We start from the raw sequence: 18,227 nt of genomic DNA on the forward strand, positions 1-18,227 counted from the left end.
ACATGTACACTGGACGGGGACAACCTAGTCAACCCGGTTGGCATTTTTCTCGACAATAGCCATGTAGTGGTCAAAACCAGGGGTTGGCAAACCGGGTATTTTGGCCTGTTCATCCCAGGTTCGCATGAGCAGAATGCCCTTGAAATACGGATTCGTTTCGAAAGCGGCTGCTTCAATGGCCGTCATCGGTCCACCCTGAAACTCCAGCGTTTTTAAACTCGCTTCCGACAAACGAGCAAAGTAAGCCGGGTTTTTATAGACCAGATACCGCTTGGCGTTTACGTGGTTTTCAATCAGTTGCGCTACCTTCTCCGAAAAGCCCCGCTCCCGCAGGTAATCAGCTCCCAAACGTTCATGATCGACGGTGCCGTAACCATCCATGTAGCCACCTGCCAGATCGGGTGGAAGCAGGTGACCAATGTCGTGCAGAAAAGCGGCCACGATGGTGTCGTCATCGGCACCGGCTTCTTCGGCGAGTTGAGCGCACTGGAGTGCGTGTTCGAGTTGGGTGATCGGCTCACCGAAGTAGGCATCGTCACCGCCCTGGGCAAAGAGATTGGCAATGGTTTGCATAGGTAATGCCGGGCATCTCGCCCGGGAGAGTATGTGGTCGTGAGAGAATAGGCAGCTTTTAATGTCAGCAAGATAGAAACAAACAGGTTTAACAACCGGGCGGGACGCCCGGTGTTACATATAGGGCAAATAGGTTCGTTCTACGCTTCCGTCGTCGTAAAGATCAAATAGGGCGTATCCGGCTTTCGTTTGCTGGTAAACGTCGCTCTTCCACCAGTTGCCGCTAACGGCACCGTTGCAAAGGTACGTAACACCGTTGTACTCAACCCGATCCAGCAAATGCATGTGCCCGCTGAGAGCGGCTTTTACGTTTGGATACTGATAAAACAGTTTCAGCAACTCGGGCGTATTGGCAAGAATTGTACCCGCCGATATATTCCACATACCTTCTCTCACACTCGATTCACTGAAAAAACCAGTCGGGCTGAAGATTGGAATGTGTGACAGAACCAGGATGGGCGTTTTTGCATTGGTTTTAGCCAGATCAGCTTTCAGCCAGTCCATCTGTTCAGGATCGATATTGCCCGTGTACCACTTGCCGTCAGGTTTAGGCTGTACGCTGTCCAGAATGATAAAATGCCAGCCGTTCCGGTCGAAACTGCGGTACCGACCACTGATCTTCATCTGGTCGATGGCCCATTTTTTGCCATAAAGCAGGTCATTCTTCGCATTCTCGAACCCCCAGATGTCATGGTTACCGATGCAGTATTCGATTGGCAGCGAATTATCGGCTTTTACGAGCTTGTTCCAGGCATCCCACTGCTGCTGTACCTTCTGCCGATCTTCTGCCAGGGCATCCATGATCACATCGCCACCATGCAGAATAAACGACGGCTTATCGGCCTGATTCTGGACATGGTGGAAGCACCTGGCGATGCTTTCCATCGGTTTAACGTCCGGTGTAATGTGCGTATCGCCCAAGTAGGCAAAGCGAACGGAGCGCTTGCGGGCCAATTGTGGCATCGCAGCGGTTTCAGAAGCGATAGCCGGCAATAAAGCGGCCGATTTGAGGAGGGTTCTGCGGTTCATCAGTTCAGGAAAAAGACCGATAAAGTTTTAAAAACCTTATCGGTCTGATTTGATTTGCTCTTAACGGCCGGGCGGGACACCCGATACTACAAGATTATTGCAATAGCCACATGGTGGCGTTAATATCATCATTGCCGCCATACTGACTGGTGAGGGCCGCTTTCAGATTTACTTCGTTGGTGGTCCGCTCGCTTTGCGGATACAACCAGCGCTTTGGAATCCGGCCGCTGTTACTGGTGCCTACACCCGTCAGGAAGGTAGGTACACCCGTCCGGCGCTGGTTATAGAACGCTTCCAGGCCCGAATTCTGGAAGAACGCAATGTATTTCTGGGTCAGAATCTGGCTCAGGCCCGTGGCGTTATTCCCGGCATATTTTACCGATGCCTGCGCCAGGTAATCAGCCAGGCTCACTTTAACGGTGTAATTATCGAAGTTAAAAATACCCCCATCCCGCGAAAACGTTACGGTATTATCGCCATCCTTCAACCCGTAAAACTCCATCGACGCGGCAATTCCTTTCTGGTAATAGCTGGCGGCATCGCCGGTGGCCCAGCCCCGGTTAATTCCTTCGGCAATGTTAAACATCAGTTCAGGATAGCCGATGATGAATACAGGCTCACCTATGTACGATGTATAATAATGCTTCCGATTTTGAAACGAGTACTCCCCTTTCAGCACTTTAGTAGCCATGTCCTGCAAATCTTCACCCGATGAAGCCCCTACAAAAGCGGCAAAATCCGTTGGTTGCAAACCCGCTTTCAGCTTAGCCGATGCTGGTTCAGCCACTACGAAAAGGCGCGGATCTTTGCGTTCTACCAGTAAGTCGACGTAGGTTTTAGCCATATTTTCGCGGGTAGCGCTCTGCCCAAAGTTATCCTGGTTCCGTGGATATTTACTCTGGGTGCTGTTGTGAATATACTGCAGATTGTCACTTAAGCCCGTTGGCAATGGGTACTTGGTTGAATTGCCAATCATCTCGGCAAATTTCTGTTTGATGGCCAGATCGGTATCGCCCTCTTTTTTGCTCAGGTTAATCAACACGCGTATCCGGTAGGCGTTAATGACCTTCTGCCACTTGCGCAGGTCATTATTTAAATAAAAATCGCCAGCCAGCGTGTTATCACCTTTGGTAATGATGGCCGTCATATCGGTGTTGGCATCGTCCAGCCATTTCAGAATCTGCGCATAAACTGCCTTCTGCGAGTCGTATTTGGGTGTTAGGTTACCCAGATCTTTCAGGGCCTCGGTGAGTGGAACATCGCCCACGCGCCGGGTCATGTTTTCGTAGAAATACGCCCGAAAGAACTTACCCAACGCAGCATATGGGTTTACATCGGCAGCACCGGCCCGTTTGGCTTCGGCCTCCATTTTAATCACATCTTTCAGCGTGAAGTAATTCAGGCTCGTTGTGGTCCAGTTGTACTCATTGGTCGAATAGTAATCGTAGTTACTGGCGTAGAACTGGTTGTAGCGTTGTTCGGCACCCCAGGGCGCATTGGTAACGCCCGAAAAACCGGACGGGCTGTTGCCGCTGTTGTACATATCGTTCAGGATGCCCTTCAACACGAGAGAAGCGGGGGCATTCACGGCCCGGTTAGGGTCTTTTTCGAGTTCATCGAACGATTTCTCGCAACTGGTTAACCCCAACACAATTGCCAATATGGGAAGAATGATCTTGTTCAGTTTCATGATGTAAAGAATGTATCATGCCGAATGGCTAATGACTAATGATTTGCCATTGCCTTATCCATTCGGCATTGTTCATTATTCATTAGTTAAAAGGTCAGGTTCAGGTTGACACCGTACCGGCGCGTCGTTGGCGTTTGCAGGTCCGAACGGCCACCGCTCGTGAACTGGTCAATGTCTATGTCTTTCTTCTCGGCGAAGTAGAGGAGGTTACGGGCCACCAGCGAAACGGATGCCTGCTTGATACCCAGACGGCTCGTGAATGACTGCGGCAGCGAATAGCCAACCACGACTTCACGAAGCTTCACATACGTCCGGCTGATCATATTCCCACCGTCGAAGCCGTAGCGCCGGGCAATGTAATCCTGCAAAAACGCTTTGGTTTCGTTTGGCTTAAATTGCAGTTCAGCATAGTTGGTCACGAAGCCATCCGAATTATAGTTTATGACGGCTCCGTTGCTCACCTGAACACCTTCGCCCAGGTACGATTTGATCCCTTTCGTGTCGTTCAAGCGGGCTACGCCCATATCGCCCTGTACGGTGTTGATGATCCGACCACCAGCATATGATTTCTGTTGTACATAGTCGGAAATAACACCGCCTACACGACCATCGACCTGGAAGCTGAAGGTCAGATTTTTGTAGCTGAACCGGTTATTTACCCCGAACACCCAGTCTGGATTGATGTTGCCCACATACTGTGCCACCGTAGTACGGATGGGCCGGCCACCGGCATCGTTGATGATCTGGCCATCGGGCGAGCGGACAAAAGTCGACGTGTAATATTTATCCGTCCGGTCGCCTACTTTGAAGAAGGTATTCAGCGCCGTTACACCGGGATAGAAATCCTTGTAAATTTCTTTGTAGGTCGACCAGTTGGCCAGTACGTCCCAGTTTAACCCGTTGGGGTTCACCAGCACTTTACCCGTCAGCGACAATTCAATTCCTTTCTTCTGGGTTTTGATACCATTTACCAGCGCCGACGAATAGCCGGTTGTTTCAGAAATGGGCAGATTGAAAATACGCGGGCCGTCGTCACTGATGTAGTAAGCCGCATCGAAGGCCAGCCGGTTGTTCAGGAAGCGAACGTCTAAACCTACCTCCGTCTGCGATGTGCTGTTTGGCTTGATGTTGGGGTTGTTCAGCGCATTGGTAAAGTAGGCCGTCGATGTATTGTTGATCGTTAACGGTGTGCTGTAAACGGCTGCATTCTGGTACGTTGGTCCATCATAGGACGACTGATATTGCTCACCATACCCCAGCGACCAGTTCGGTACACCAATGGTCGATTGGGTCAGACCATCCTTTACGTTGGCGTACGAAGCCCGGAATTTCAGGAACGAAATGGCCTGTGGCAACCGCAGATAATCCGACAATACCGTACTCAACGCCACCGACGGATAGAAGAAGGTATTGTTGCCTTTTGGCAGCGTAGACAGTTTATCCATCCGGCCCGTTGTCGAGAGGGTGACGAAATCCTTCAAGGTAAAGTCAGCCGAGTAGTACGCCGACAGTACCCGCATATCGGACTGGAAGTTCGACGCGATGACCGGGTTGAGCGAGTTGGCGAAGTTATACACGCCCGGTACGTTCAGGTAGTTGGTCGAGGTGTAGTTCGAGTTGTAGTTATACACCCGCAGGTTCCCCCCGGCAATGGCGTTGACGTTCAGCAACGGACTCACCCGCTTATTGTATTTAAGCAGTAAGTCGGTGTTATTATCCAGCAGGTTCCGGCGGTCTTCGCGGTAGTCACCTTTCGTTTCTTCGCGGCCATAGCTGGTTGCCGAATAGGGAAACTTCTCATTACGCAGCAGGTTCCAGGTCGACACCTGGGTACGCAGCGTAAGGTCAAGGCCATCGGTAATGTTATACCGGAGGGAGGTCTGCCCTACAATATCCGTTTTGTAATGCCCCCGCAGCCATTCTTTGGCCGTAAACCAGGGATTATTATATCGCTGATACTCCGCATAAATCTGTTGCGTACCCTCTTTGCCGGGCTGCCAGTAGTTTTTCAGCTGATCGACATCCCAGTCGGCACCGCCCCAGATCACAATGTTATAGATCATCGAGTTTGGGCCGTAGTTCACATCGGGAATGTTAGGCGTGTACTGGCGGTTGACCTGTACATCGCCTTCAAACCGCAGCCGGTTCGAGAAGTTGTAGCCCGTCGACACTTTGAAGGTCGTGCTGTTCAGCTTGGTATTTGGCACCAGACCGCGCTGGTAGTTGTGCGATACCGAAAAGCGCAGGTCATATTTTTCACCCGATGAGGACACCGATATGTTGTTGGTCGACAGAATACCTGTCTGCAAAAACCGCTTTAGGTTATCCTTACCACGCGCCACCCAGGGTGTGCCTTGCCGCTTGCCGGTTACCGGATCAACGGGACTGTCATACTGCGGAATCAGTTGCCCTTCGAAACGGGGTCCCCAAATGTCGTAGTCACCATCATTCTTACCCCCCCCTTTACCATCCACGAATTCATAAACGCCGTGGTCGCCGGGACCGTATTCATCCTGCACTTTCGGAATGGCCAGGAAGCCATTGTCGACCATCTGGCTCGTGTTCACATCAACGGCAAAGCCACGCTTGTCTTTGGTGCCGCGCTTGGTGGTAATCAGGATAGCTCCGTTCTTCCCCCGGAAACCGTACAGCGCCGAAGCCGAAGCGCCTTTCAGCACTGAGTACGTTTCAATATCGTCCGGGCTGATGTTCCAGGTGTCGGAGTTGATGGGCACCCCGTCGACCACGAACAGCACATCGGTATTACCCCGCAGCACGATATTGGGTCGGCGCAGAAGTTCGGCCGAGGCACCAATGGTCAGACCGGCCACTTTACCTACCAGACCATTCACAGCGTTTGGTTCACGGGCTTTCAACAGCTGGGAACCATCCACCGACTGAATCGAAACGCCCGTTTGCCGAATATCTTTTTTGATACCCAGAGCCGTTACAACCACTTCGGTCAGCGTCCGGTCGCCGGCGAGCATCGTAACATCCAGTTTAGTGCGGTTCGCTACGGCAATTTCCTGAGTGGCATAACCGATAAACGAGAACGTTAATGTGCTGGACGGCTGTGCGCTGATCGAATACGTACCATCGGCGCGGGAAGTTGTTCCGCCATTGGTTCCTTTTACGACGATCGATACCCCCGGCAACGGCTGGTTATCGTCTCCTGATGTGATGCGCCCGGTGATGGTCTGCGCCATGGCCGACATACCGGATAACAGGCAAAATAAAAACGCCACGTACAAACGGCTTAGATCGCAGGAAGCGACTTTCCGTTGCCATGGCGCTGAAGATTGTAAACAGAGCTTCATACGTGTGACGGGTTAGTTTGCTTAAGTAAATTTCCGCAAAAGTATAATTTGGCTATTGGCTTAATATTAAGGATATATTACCAGTATATAAACAAAAAGGCAGAATATATATTCTGCCTTAATATTCAACTGCCAAATATTTTCATCTGCAAAAATGTTCACAAATTCATTCTAACCATTGCCGGATGTTGCTTTCGGCATATCCGGCCCCCGAACTCATGCCTTTGCCGCCTATTCCGGTCATTATTCGGATGTTATCGTCAATAGCATGTTCGAAAATTTCGGCCTTGGTCTGGCTGTAAAACCCGGCCCATGTTTTTCGGACGGTTAATGGGAAGGTAACAATGCGCCGGGCCTCAGCCAGCATCAGGTCATTGATAAAGTCCTGCGTATGGTAGCCGAGGTCTTCAGCCTGGGTGGCTTCGGCGTATTCATGCGAATCGCCAACAATGATAGAGCCATCCGTTGCCTGCTTAAAGAGAATATGGATACCCCATTTTTTGAGTTCGGTCAACTGCTCGGGCGTGCTGGCTGCTACTCGTTCGTAAGACGGGCACTCCTGAAACGATTCGTACCGGCGAATGGTGAGGCCCGTCAGAATATTACCCGGTAGATCAAGACCAGCAACCGGCTCAAGCAGCAGCATCTGTAATTTGCTAACGACCAGACCGGCCTGAGCCAATACTTCCGGAAACAGTAGCCGTACCTCATGCCCGCTGCAGATAATAACCCGCTCCGCCTGAAACTGCTGCCGGTTACTGAGCGTGACGGTAGCCCCGCTTGCAGTTGACTGAGCATCAATAACCACCGAACCAGACCGGTAATCGACACCGTATTTCTGCTGAACGAAAGCGATCAGGCGATGAATCATCTGTTCGGGCTCCACACTCATCTCCTGCGGAAAATAAATACCGCCCACCACGTAATCGGGCTTCAGAGTTGGGTATTTCGCCAGGCATTGGGCTTTTGTCCACAGCTCGCTTGTGTAGCCAATCTGTTGGTAACGGTCGTGAAGCTCATTAGCCAGCGTCCACTCATCGACATCAGAAGCGATATAGATCGTACCGTTCTGACGGACGGAGATATCGGTTTCCTGTTGAATCTCCCGGTAGATTTCTAAACTCCGCCGACCGTAGTCGAACCACCGCCCGGCCAGACCGGAGGGTACCGCCTGCCCGAAATTCCGGACGGTGGCACCAACGGGATACCGGTCTTTTTCGAGAAGTAATACCCGTTTCCCGGCTTTAGCGGCATGATAGGCATGGAAAGTGCCGAGAGCCCCGGCACCAATAACAATCAGATCGTAAGAAGGCATAGTTAAGAGTGGAGAATGTTTAATGAATAATGGAAAATACCACGCTCGAAATCATCTCTGAGTAAGGCCTTTGTTCATTACACATTTTTCATTTTCCATATTCATTAAACGTTAGTCATTGATACTTCCCGGGCCTTTAGCAGAGCGGGCAGCTCCCGGAGTGACCCCAGCAACAGATCGTGCGGGTGTTGTTCCAATTGCTCACGGGTATGGGTGCCGTTGGTAAGTCCCAGATTCAGTGCTACCCCGGCAGCCCGGCCAGATAGTAGATCGGACGGCGTATCGCCAATATTTACAACCGCCTTTGAATTCGTTATGCCAAGCAGTTTCATTGCCCGCTCGATCATTTGCGGGTAAGGGCGACCGCGCTCGACTTCATCACTGGCAATGGACACCTGCAGCAGACTCTCTGCGGTACCAACACGCTGGTCATTGAGCCCAGCCAGCCAGCCGAGTTTTTCCAGAATAATGTCGGTAACAACTCGGTAGAAACCCGTTGTGAGTGCAATGGCAATGCCTCGTTCGTGCAGATAGGCAAATGTTTCCAAGCATCCTTCGGTGGGGGTAGCGCCCTGGGTAAGGTAATGGTTTTCCAGGATTCGACGGAAAGCGTCATACGAAACATCGACTTGCGGCTGAACCTCGGGGCTATCTTCTCCCAGTTGCTCTTTCCATAATGTTTCAAACACATATCGTTTGGATAGTCCCTGCATAGCCAAAATTCGCTCATCAGTAACCGACAAACCGGTTTCAACGGCCGCTTCAGCGAAACATCGCTCTACCTCATGATGGTCGGTTACGGTAGTACCCGCCATGTCAAATACCACTAGTTCAATTGGTTGCATAGTTCAGTGAATCAGAGGGAAAAGTAAGCAAATCAACGTAAACTTTCATTACTAGCAACTTTTGCGGGGTTAAGAAATCAATAATTCGGCAAATTCTATCAGATCCCCTACCCAATTGTTAGTTGTCATAAGCATTGGCCGTTTTTAGTCGACCGAATATAATTTTAAAAAGATAACACGATCAGACCAACAGACTAATGGAATGTAGGTGTAATAGCGATGATTTCAGAGTTGGCAGAAAATTTAACGTTTTTAAGAATGCGCTACTTTTCTACAAACATTATTGCAAACGTTTGCGGTAACGCTTGCACAGAAAATGTTATTTTTTATCGTTTGAAGGCGTACCAAATTGTATTAACGCCCTACATTCGTGTGAAATACCCAGCTATCTGGTAAGGCAAGAAGGTTATTTTCGTTATTGAACCTACTTGTAACAGACTTACCATTTTGTACTTTTCAACGTTGACCAGGCTTTATTTCGACCAATAAAAAAGACAGACTCTCCATTGCCTTCCGGCACCTTTACACCTATGCAAACCGAATTGACCCCTCAGGCAGATAGCCAAACTACATTCCAGACAATTTTTGAAAGTCGTTACGCTTCCTCACCGGGCGAAGTGAAAGGCATGGATACCACGCAACTCCGGCAAAATTTCCTCATTGAGACGCTGTTCGTTCCGAATCAATTTCGCTGGGTATTGTCTTTCTTTGATCGGTATCTGACGGGCGGCATTATGCCGGTTGACGGTCCCGTTACCCTCGACACCCCCGATCAGCTCAAAGCCAGTTACTTTCTGGAACGGCGCGAACTGGGCATTATCAATGTTGGTGGGGCGGGGCGTGTCGTTGCCGATGGTACCTCGTACGAGCTGGATTATAAAGAAGCTCTGTACATTGGCCAGGGAACACAGGCTATCCAGTTCATCTCGCACGATGCCAGCGCTCCTGCTAAATTCTACCTCAACTCGACCCCGGCTCATAAAAACTACCCGACCCGAAAAATAGCCCGGACCGATGCCGAGGTGGTTACGCTGGGCAGTATGGAAACAGCCAACCACCGCACGATCAATAAGTTATTGGTCAACAGCGTGCTTCCAACCTGCCAGTTGCAAATGGGCATGACCGAGCTGAAGGCCGGAAGCGTATGGAACACCATGCCCGCACACACCCACGATCGGCGCATGGAAGTGTACTTCTATTTTGAAGTACCCGAAGGCCAGAGTGTTTGCCATTTCATGGGCCAGCCGCAGGAAACCCGTCATATCTGGATGCAGAACGAACAGGCCGTTATTTCGCCCAACTGGTCGATCCACTCGGGAGCCGGTACGTCCAACTACACCTTTATCTGGGGTATGGCGGGCGAAAACCTCGACTATGGCGATATGGACTTCTGCGCGATAAACGATCTGAAGTAAACGATCAGCCACGTAGTCTCTATCATGCTGGCGAGTGCTTACCCCTAACATAAAACTCATACATGAGCTCAGTACTCAATACATTTTCATTAACCGGCAAACTGGCGCTGGTAACGGGCTGCAAACGCGGTATTGGCAAAGCCATGGCCGAAGCCCTTGCCGAAGCGGGTGCCGACATTATTGGGGTTTCGGCCAATCTGGAGCTGGAAGGCAGCGCCGTTGCCGGGGCCGTTCAGGCATTGGGCCGGTCGTTCAACGCCTACCAGGCCGATTTCAGTAAGCGTGAAGCTTTATACGCTTTCATCGAACAGGTAAAAGAAGACCATCCCGCCATCGATATTCTGGTTAATAACGCAGGCACCATCCTGCGTAAACCCGCTGCCGAACACCCGGACGAGTACTGGGATGAAGTGATTGCCGTAAACCAGACAGCTCAGTTCATCCTCACCCGCGAAATCGGGAAAGAGATGGTCGAGCGGGGAAGCGGAAAAGTCATTTTCACGGCTTCGCTGCTGACCTTTCAGGGGGGCGTCAATGTGCCGGGCTATGCCGCCAGCAAAGGCGCGGTGGGCAGTCTGGTGAAAGCCTTCGCCAACGAGTGGGCGGCAAAAGGCGTAAATGTCAACGCCATTGCCCCCGGCTACATTTCGACGGACAACACCGAAGCCTTACGCAACGACCCCGTTCGCAGCAAATCCATTCTGGACCGGATACCGGCCGCCCGATGGGGCGAACCCGATGATTTCAAAGGCCCAACCGTTTTTCTGGCCTCCGATGCCGCCAGCTACGTTCACGGCACGATACTAACCGTCGACGGCGGCTGGATGGGGCGGTAATAGTATGTACCCACGGACCGGGACGCGTTCGGTTTCAGTTCGTGGGTACAGGTTGGTTTAGTTTTCCCTTCAAAACCCGAATTACTTCCCGCGTCTCGTCAATGCGCGTTTTGAGTCCTTTCTTGTAGTACCACACCCGAAACTCCGGGTTGTCGCTGTGTATGTCCAGCTCCTTTTCCAGTTCGAGTAAGTATTGCTCACTTTGCAACAAGTAACTCGCTACGGTTTCGGGGTTGTGGAACCCGCCCCCATCGACACTGACATAAACGGGTGTCGTATGAGCGGCCTGCTTGCCCGCCCCATAACAGCGGGCAGCCACCCAAACGCCATGCGTTAAAGCGGGTAAGTCGAGTGTCAGAATGAGATGGTCCGCCGACTGCCCCGGATCATTTTTCGTAACCCGCCCAACAACTTTACCATGAACCACCAGTTCCAGGGCGTCGAGTGGTATTTGTTGAAGATGCCCAACCGCTTCGGCTTTTAGCGTCAGCTTCTCTCCTTTCGTCAGGGCCAGTCGGTCGCCAGGCAGCGCCTTATTGGCCCTCAGATCAAGAATTGGCCCGCTGGTGACGAAGGTATGGCCCGCAGCTACGGCCTCTTTCCAGGATAAATAGCTAAAGGGCTTGCTGAGATAGGTATAAAACCTGGCGTTGCCAATGCGGGCCGATTGTTCGGGCGGACCATGATCATGGTCGTGCCCACACCAGGGAAAGTCTGACCCCGCTGTGGCCGTAAGCGGGAAGCCCAGATCGAGCATCCGGTAGTAGTTTTCGGTGTGTAGTGGTTCGTCCGATACGCAGTATTGCAGCAGTTCGAGCAGATCGACTTTACCCCGAAGCCCGTCGAGGGTTAGCCCCCGGTAGCCATGAAAGGATTCGGCCTGGTGCGCGTAGCCGGTCAGGCCACCGCGTTTGTGGAGTTCATCGAACACCTTGTCGTAGTAATAATAGTCCTGTTTGTAGCGAACCGAACCGGTGGCCCCAAACCCCAGGGCGTGACCCAATTCGGGCGTTCGGGGATCTTCCTGGCCGGGTGTCAGCAGGTAGTTTCCGTCGCGGTAATTGCCCGCTGCGCCAAACGCGTATTGCGGGTAATACGTCTCCCAGAAATCGCCCATCTTCAATAAAACACCTACGTTAAGATCTTCAGCCTGAATCCAGTGCATCAACGCCTGATTCTCGCCCGGCGACCGCCGGATATGGATATGGTCGTCGGCCGAGTACCAGCCCCGTGCCGCCATATTGATCCAGCGCGTTAGGGTATAAGTCTTACTAATTACCTGCCCCGGCTTCACGACCAGCGTATGTTTCTGGTCGATATATTCATTGCCTTTCATCAGCGATAACTGATAGGTACCCGCTGGCAGGGCAAGACTAAACTGTCCCGGTACATAAAACGAGCTGTCGGGCTGGTAAGCGTATCCATCGGCGTGATCCCACAAGCCATACGACACGGCAGCTACCTGCGTAGGCAACACCTTGACAATCTTACCTGCCTGGGTCAGTCGAACACGGACGGGCGTGGGTTTGCCGGTTTTTGCATCGCGCACCTCAATATGGACTGAGCCGGACGGTTTTCCCTGTGCACGGGTCTCATTCAGCGAAATCAGGCACAATAGGCAATACAGTAAGCCAATGGCAAAACGAGTGGTGCTGCGGCTCTTGTACACTGGACAGGGCCGCCTGGCGGTGGTACCCAGGCGGGCCGACAGGCCTGTTTGGCGGCCATTTTGGCCTGACGGCCCGCCGGAACACCATTCCGGTGTATAACCATCACCGGAATACCACTCCGGCGTACCACCATGTAAATAAGCTAACGCTGTACAGAGCATATAGAAGACCATGTGTGTATTTTTGTGCTATTTGCGGGCCGATGGATCAGGTAATAAATACAACGCAACCCCTCTCTATACTGTATCAGGATACGGAACTGGTTGCCATTAATAAACCGCATGGCCTGCTGGTTCACCGGTCGATGATTGCCAGCGACGCCAGCGAATTTGCTGTTCAACTTCTCCGAGACCAGTTGGGCCAACGCGTGTACCCCGTTCATCGGCTCGACCGAAAAACGGCGGGCGTCCTCCTGTTCGCCCTCACCGAATCCATGAACTCGATCATGCAGCAACAGTTTATGGAAGGGGCCGTCCACAAAACCTACCTGGCCATTGTACGCGGTTACACTCCGGACGAGTTGACGATTGATTACCCCCTGCGAAAGGACGACGGCAGTGGGGATGGCGCGGCATCCCGATTGGGGGTACTTCAGGAGGCTGTTACCCACCTGAAAACCCTCCAACGAACGGAGGTTCCGATAGCCTTCGGCAAACACCTAACGTCCCGCTATTCGCTGGTAGAGTTGACGCCCACCACCGGCCGGATGCACCAGTTGCGCAGACACATGGCCCACATCCTCCACCCTATCATCGGCGACCGACCGCACGGCTGCAACAAACAGAACAAGTTATTCAAGGAGCAGTTCGAGATGAACACCATGCTGCTTCACGCGCAGCAGATTCTGTTCACGCATCCTGTTTCGGAAGAGCTGGTTACGATTACGGCCCCGTTTCAGGCGGAGTTTGAGCGGATGTTGGGGGTGTTGTTTGGGGCAGGATTTAAAAACCTACTCCCCAAAAAGTAAAAAAAGCCACCACTTCGCTTTTGTGGATTCAATCCGTTCAATATCTGTTTTCTTATGAATCAGTCAGATAAGTCAACGCCCCGTGTGGATTCGCCCGATCAGGCGAATGCCAATACATCACGGCGTCAATTTATGCAAACCGGAGCTCTGGCTGCGGCAAGCTTCTTCATTGTGCCCCGCCACGTGTTGGGCGGTAAAGGCTTTATTGCACCTAGTGACAAACTCAATATTGCCGGAGTTGGATTTGGCGGTAAAGGGTTTAGCGATACAAACAATTCCTATAATAAAGGTGCCAATAATATTGTGGCTCTGTGCGATGTAGACTGGGGACTGGCCCGCGTGAAGGAGAACTTCACCAAGCACCCCAATGCGAAACGCTACAAGGATTTCCGCGAGATGCTGGATAAGGAAGGCAAATCGATTGATGCCGTAACGGTGTCTACCGCCGACCATACCCACGCGGTTGTGGCAATGGCCGCTATGCAACGCGGCAAACACGTGTACGTGCAGAAGCCCCTGACCCACAACATCTATGAGGCCCGTATGCTCACCGAAGCGGCCCGTAAATACAAAGTTGTTACGCAGATGGGTAACCAGGGATCGTCCAATCCACAGCAGAAACAGATGGTGGAGTGGTTCGACAAAGGGCTGCTGGGCACCGTGCACAGCGTAAACCTCTGGACCAACCGGCCCGTTTGGCCGCAGGGCATTCCGGTTCCGCAAGCCGCTTCCGAAACCCCCGTCGACCTGGATTGGGATCTGTGGCTCGGGCCCGCTCAAAAAGTTGGCTATACACCTGCCTATCACCCATTCAAATGGCGCGGCTGGTGGAACTTCGGTGCCGGGGCACTGGGCGATATCGGCTGTCACATCATGGATGTACCCTTCCGCGTTCTCGGACTCGGCTACCCCACCGAAGTGGAAACCAGTATCGGTCAGGTGTTCCTGAAAGACTGGACTCCCGAGTATATTCCCGAAGGTTGCCCTCCCTCCTCGCACGTGGAGTTGAAATTTCCGGCTACAGCCAAGAATAAATCAGCTATTACGATGACTTGGGAAGACGGTGGTCTGCGTCCTTTCCGGCCGGAAATGCTGCCCGAAGGCGAGCCTATGCCCGAAAACGGTGAAAACGGCGTGCTGATCCAGGGCGATAAAGGCCTGCTGGTTTGCGGCATGTACGGCGATGACCCACGGTTGTACACGAAGAGTGGGGAAAAGTTTGCGGCCGCTCCTAAGCCAAGCAACGGATTACCCGAAAACGGCCACCAGGTATTGTGGACCGAAGCGTGTAAAGCGGGCTTCAACAGCAAAGAGCACAAGGCGCTCACGTCTTCGTTCGACTTTGCCGGTCCACTCACCGAGTCGGTGCTGATGGGTAACCTGGCTATCCGTAGCTACACCCTCCGGACACAGAAAGCCGATGGTAAAGGCTTCAACTACCCAGGCCGCAAACGCCTGACGTGGGATGGTAAAAACATGAAGATTACGAACCTGGATGAAGCCAACCAGTTCGTGAAACGTGACTACCGCGAAGGCTGGACGCTGACAGCGTAGATTTTATTAACTGGCAAAATGGGTGGAGTGAGTGAAGTAGGTAAAGCTGTTCTTTACCTACTTCACTCACTCCACCCATTTTGCTTAGTTCGCTTACCTCACTCGCTTCACTAACAAAGACTGAACCATTGTCCGTAAGCGTGCGTGGGCTACGTACGCCCAGATGAGCAGCATGTACATGGAAAAATCCTGATACGATACAGGAAAGGCCATGTTGTTAAAGTAGTACCGTGTTGCGGTGAAATCGAGCGTTGGCGTAAAACCGATCAGGTTTTCATAGCCCAGTACCAGTGTCAGGCCGAGCGCGTAAAACAGGTAGCCGGGCTTACGAAACGCCCACAAAATACCAGCCAGCGCTGTGGCGCCAAAGCCTACGTAATGCTTCCAGGTGAGCGACAAATCAGTTGTCGTGGCGACATAAACTGAATACACCTGAACGGTTGTCAATACGGCCAGAATAAGTCCATAGCCGTAGAATTCTTTTAATTGAGCACGCTGCATAAACAGATTGTTACGGAAAGAATAAAACTGAAAAATAAAAATACGTAAAATCTGCTAAGCACATAGACTAAGAGCCACTATTTTTTTGTGTTTCCTTCATTAAAAAATACAAAAAGACCGTCCTTACCAGCTACAACAATGTCTTTCCGTCCGGTTTTGTGCAAGTCAGCAACAGCAAAATAGATGCCTGTCCCTTTACCAATCCCCGCCGGACCATAGGCAATTGTGTGTTTCACAAACTGCTTCTTTGAGGCTTCCCACGTAAAATAGTAAAGCCCAACGGGGTCTTTTTCGCCGGGGTCATTGCCGTTATGGGCTCGGAATCGTTTACCCGTTAGTAACTCAGGTCGACCATCGCCCGTAATATCGACCCATTCCAGACAATGATATTGGGAATTTTTATCGTCGATCAGGTGCTTTGTCCAGCCCCGCTGCCCGGACGCGTCCCGAATCTGCTCATACCAGTGCAGGCCATAACTGTGTCCCTGTCCCACAATAAGGTCATTACGCTGATCGCCGTTTACATCGGCAACAATGATGGGCACACTGGCCGTGCCAAGGGTGAACTCTTTGTGTAACGTCCATGGACCAGCTTCCCGATTGACGGGTGCTTCGAGCCAGCCATCCGGAATGATCAGGTCTCCCCGTCCGTCGCCATTAATATCGCCAAAGCCAAGCCCGTGTCCCTGCGTGGGAGCTACTGTAACGGTTTTGAACACCCCCGGGCTCATCAGCTTAATATATTTTAATGGGTGATTCGGATTGTTCGGAACAATATCAACTGTGCCGTCACCATCAATATCCCAGGCGCGGGTCGTCTCTACATTGCCAACTTTGCCAATCTCATGCAGTGGCCAGACCGCATTTTTTTTGCCCGGGTTCTCCACCCACCGCAGCGTCTGATCAAACCAGCCACCCGTCAGGAAATCCAGCCGGCCATCGCCATTTACATCAAGCGGGATGGTCGAGAAATCGTCGTAATACTGGTCTTTTCGGGGCTCATTCCCAATGAGGTATCTGTTCCAGAAACCCGGTCCTTTATACCAGAAATCTCCGGATACTATATCAAGTGTATCGTCATTATCAACATCAAACACCCCTACAGATTCGTAACTCTCAGCAGCAACAAACTGGCGGGTAAAACGCAGGCCGGGCTCGGGAGCCGTTGCAGCAACGGCAACAAGTAAGATAATCAGGCTACTAATCAGGCGGAGCATAGATGATTTATTTTCTTAATTAAAGACTTTAGCCCTAAATCCCTACTAAAGACACCATTGTCCTACTCATTTTTTTAGTACTCACTCAGCCAGCAGCACCTGCTATGTTTGAAAACGCATTCACCAGTCAGACTTTATACGTATAAGTCAATATACTTATTTACATAAAACATACGTCAATTTGTCCAAATAATAGTGCTAAGCATATTATACCAATATTAATCTTAAACCAGCTTACACTAATATTCTCCTATTTTCCATTTTTCCATGAGTAGTTAGTATGGATATAAAGACTTATTCCATAAATAGTATCGAAAAGTGCAAAACTCTCTAGCCTTATTATTACTAATTACCGTTTAACCATCCATTTATGAAAAAACACTTACCTCCCCAAGGCCTACTGGGCAGGCCATTAAGCGTAGTAATTACTCAGTTACTACTGGCTATCTTATGTGTTAATTTTACTTACGGCAAGAAGCCGCTTGAGGCAAAAGCACTCGCAAATCAGCCTTCCATTACAGCTGACCGTACCTTGAGCGGGCGGGTTACTGATGAGAAGGATGAAGCCTTGCCGGGTGTGAGTGTTATCCTGAAAGGAACCCAGCGTGGAACGGTTACCGATGCCGATGGCCGATACAAAGTGGAAATTCCTACGGGGGGTGCAACACTCGTTTTCTCCTTTGTCGGGTACATTTCTCAGGAAGTCCGCATTGGCAACCAGACATCGGTTAACATCAGCCTGAAAGCTGACAGTAAGGTGCTGGACGAGATCGTGGTTATCGGGTATGGTACCGCTAAAAAGTCTGACCTCACCGGTTCTGTCACCAGCGTTAAGGAAGCTCAGTTGCAGGAACGCCCGACGTCCTCCCTCAACCAGGCGCTTTCGGGCCGCATGCCCGGGGTGCAGGTTAACACCAACTCGGGACGTCCCGGCGGACGCACCACCGTCCGTATCCGCGGCTTCAGCTCCATCAACTCCTCCAACAACCCCCTTTACGTGGTTGATGGAGTGATGCTCCCCCAGGGTACCGGCGACCAGTTCAGCAACCCCATCGATTACATCAACCCCAACGACATCGTCAACGTAGAGGTCCTCAAGGATGCCTCTTCAACGGCTATCTACGGGGCACGCGGAGCCAACGGCGTTATCCTGGTCTCTACCCGCAAGGGCAAAGCCGGTGAAAGCCGGGTGACCTACGATGGTCAGTTCAGTGTCAACACCATCGGCCCCAACAAGCCCAAGGTGCTCAACGCCAAAGAATACCTGGCCACCGAAGACCTGGCCTACGCCAACATGG

General features: G+C 51.5%; 14 protein-coding genes. 5 read left to right on the forward strand and 9 right to left on the reverse strand.

The window, feature by feature from the left end; all coding sequences use genetic code 11:
• Positions 1-24: 24 nt before the first annotated feature.
• The 6 genes from ACYVJM_RS08190 to ACYVJM_RS08215 form a co-directional block, all read right to left on the reverse strand.
• A complete protein-coding gene (locus ACYVJM_RS08190; RefSeq protein WP_461147701.1) occupies positions 25-573 on the reverse strand; it encodes a phosphonate degradation HD-domain oxygenase in 549 nt (182 codons plus the stop codon).
• Positions 574-687: 114 nt separating this feature from the next.
• Positions 688-1,602 (reverse strand): metallophosphoesterase family protein, encoded by a 915-nt coding sequence (locus ACYVJM_RS08195; protein ID WP_461147702.1) that lies wholly within the window; start codon positions 1,600-1,602, stop codon positions 688-690.
• A gap of 94 nt (positions 1,603-1,696) precedes the next feature.
• Positions 1,697-3,292, reverse strand: a complete 1,596-nt coding sequence (locus ACYVJM_RS08200; protein ID WP_461147703.1) for a SusD/RagB family nutrient-binding outer membrane lipoprotein — start codon at positions 3,290-3,292, stop codon at positions 1,697-1,699.
• Positions 3,293-3,378: 86 nt separating this feature from the next.
• The gene (locus tag ACYVJM_RS08205) at positions 3,379-6,507 is read right to left on the reverse strand and encodes a SusC/RagA family TonB-linked outer membrane protein (RefSeq protein ID WP_461147751.1); all 3,129 of its coding nucleotides are present in this window, start codon (positions 6,505-6,507) and stop codon (positions 3,379-3,381) included.
• Positions 6,508-6,775: 268 nt separating this feature from the next.
• On the reverse strand, positions 6,776-7,924 hold the full coding sequence (locus ACYVJM_RS08210; RefSeq protein ID WP_461147704.1) for a TIGR03364 family FAD-dependent oxidoreductase: 1,149 nt from the start codon (positions 7,922-7,924) through the stop codon (positions 6,776-6,778).
• Between the two features lie 104 nt (positions 7,925-8,028).
• On the reverse strand, positions 8,029-8,769 hold the full coding sequence (locus tag ACYVJM_RS08215; protein ID WP_461147705.1) for an HAD family hydrolase: 741 nt from the start codon (positions 8,767-8,769) through the stop codon (positions 8,029-8,031).
• 530 nt (positions 8,770-9,299) lie between these two features.
• Here ACYVJM_RS08215 and kduI point away from each other — a divergent pair.
• Together kduI and ACYVJM_RS08225 are read left to right on the forward strand one after the other, a co-directional pair.
• Positions 9,300-10,184, forward strand: a complete 885-nt coding sequence (gene kduI, locus ACYVJM_RS08220; protein WP_461147706.1) for a 5-dehydro-4-deoxy-D-glucuronate isomerase — start codon at positions 9,300-9,302, stop codon at positions 10,182-10,184.
• Between the two features lie 62 nt (positions 10,185-10,246).
• Positions 10,247-11,020 (forward strand): SDR family oxidoreductase, encoded by a 774-nt coding sequence (locus tag ACYVJM_RS08225; RefSeq protein WP_461147707.1) that lies wholly within the window; start codon positions 10,247-10,249, stop codon positions 11,018-11,020.
• Between the two features lie 34 nt (positions 11,021-11,054).
• Here ACYVJM_RS08225 and ACYVJM_RS08230 read toward each other — a convergent pair whose 3' ends face one another.
• Positions 11,055-12,851, reverse strand: a complete 1,797-nt coding sequence (locus ACYVJM_RS08230; protein WP_461147708.1) for a CehA/McbA family metallohydrolase — start codon at positions 12,849-12,851, stop codon at positions 11,055-11,057.
• 41 nt (positions 12,852-12,892) lie between these two features.
• On the opposite strand from ACYVJM_RS08230, the gene ACYVJM_RS08235 reads away from it, so the two are divergent.
• Together ACYVJM_RS08235 and ACYVJM_RS08240 are read left to right on the forward strand one after the other, a co-directional pair.
• On the forward strand, positions 12,893-13,657 hold the full coding sequence (locus tag ACYVJM_RS08235) for a pseudouridine synthase (RefSeq protein WP_461147709.1): 765 nt from the start codon (positions 12,893-12,895) through the stop codon (positions 13,655-13,657).
• A gap of 54 nt (positions 13,658-13,711) precedes the next feature.
• A complete protein-coding gene (locus tag ACYVJM_RS08240; RefSeq protein WP_461147710.1) occupies positions 13,712-15,211 on the forward strand; it encodes a Gfo/Idh/MocA family protein in 1,500 nt (499 codons plus the stop codon).
• A gap of 93 nt (positions 15,212-15,304) precedes the next feature.
• On the opposite strand, the gene ACYVJM_RS08245 is transcribed toward ACYVJM_RS08240, so the two are convergent.
• Positions 15,305-15,712, reverse strand: coding sequence for a hypothetical protein (locus ACYVJM_RS08245; RefSeq protein WP_461147711.1), 408 nt, complete (start codon positions 15,710-15,712; stop codon positions 15,305-15,307).
• Positions 15,713-15,789: 77 nt separating this feature from the next.
• Positions 15,790-16,929, reverse strand: a complete 1,140-nt coding sequence (locus ACYVJM_RS08250) for an FG-GAP repeat domain-containing protein (protein ID WP_461147712.1) — start codon at positions 16,927-16,929, stop codon at positions 15,790-15,792.
• Between the two features lie 370 nt (positions 16,930-17,299).
• Here ACYVJM_RS08250 and ACYVJM_RS08255 point away from each other — a divergent pair.
• Positions 17,300-18,227, forward strand: a 928-nt coding sequence (locus ACYVJM_RS08255; protein ID WP_461147713.1) for a TonB-dependent receptor plug domain-containing protein, incomplete at its 3' end; no start/stop codon positions are given.

Source organism: Spirosoma pulveris, assembly GCF_054781875.1.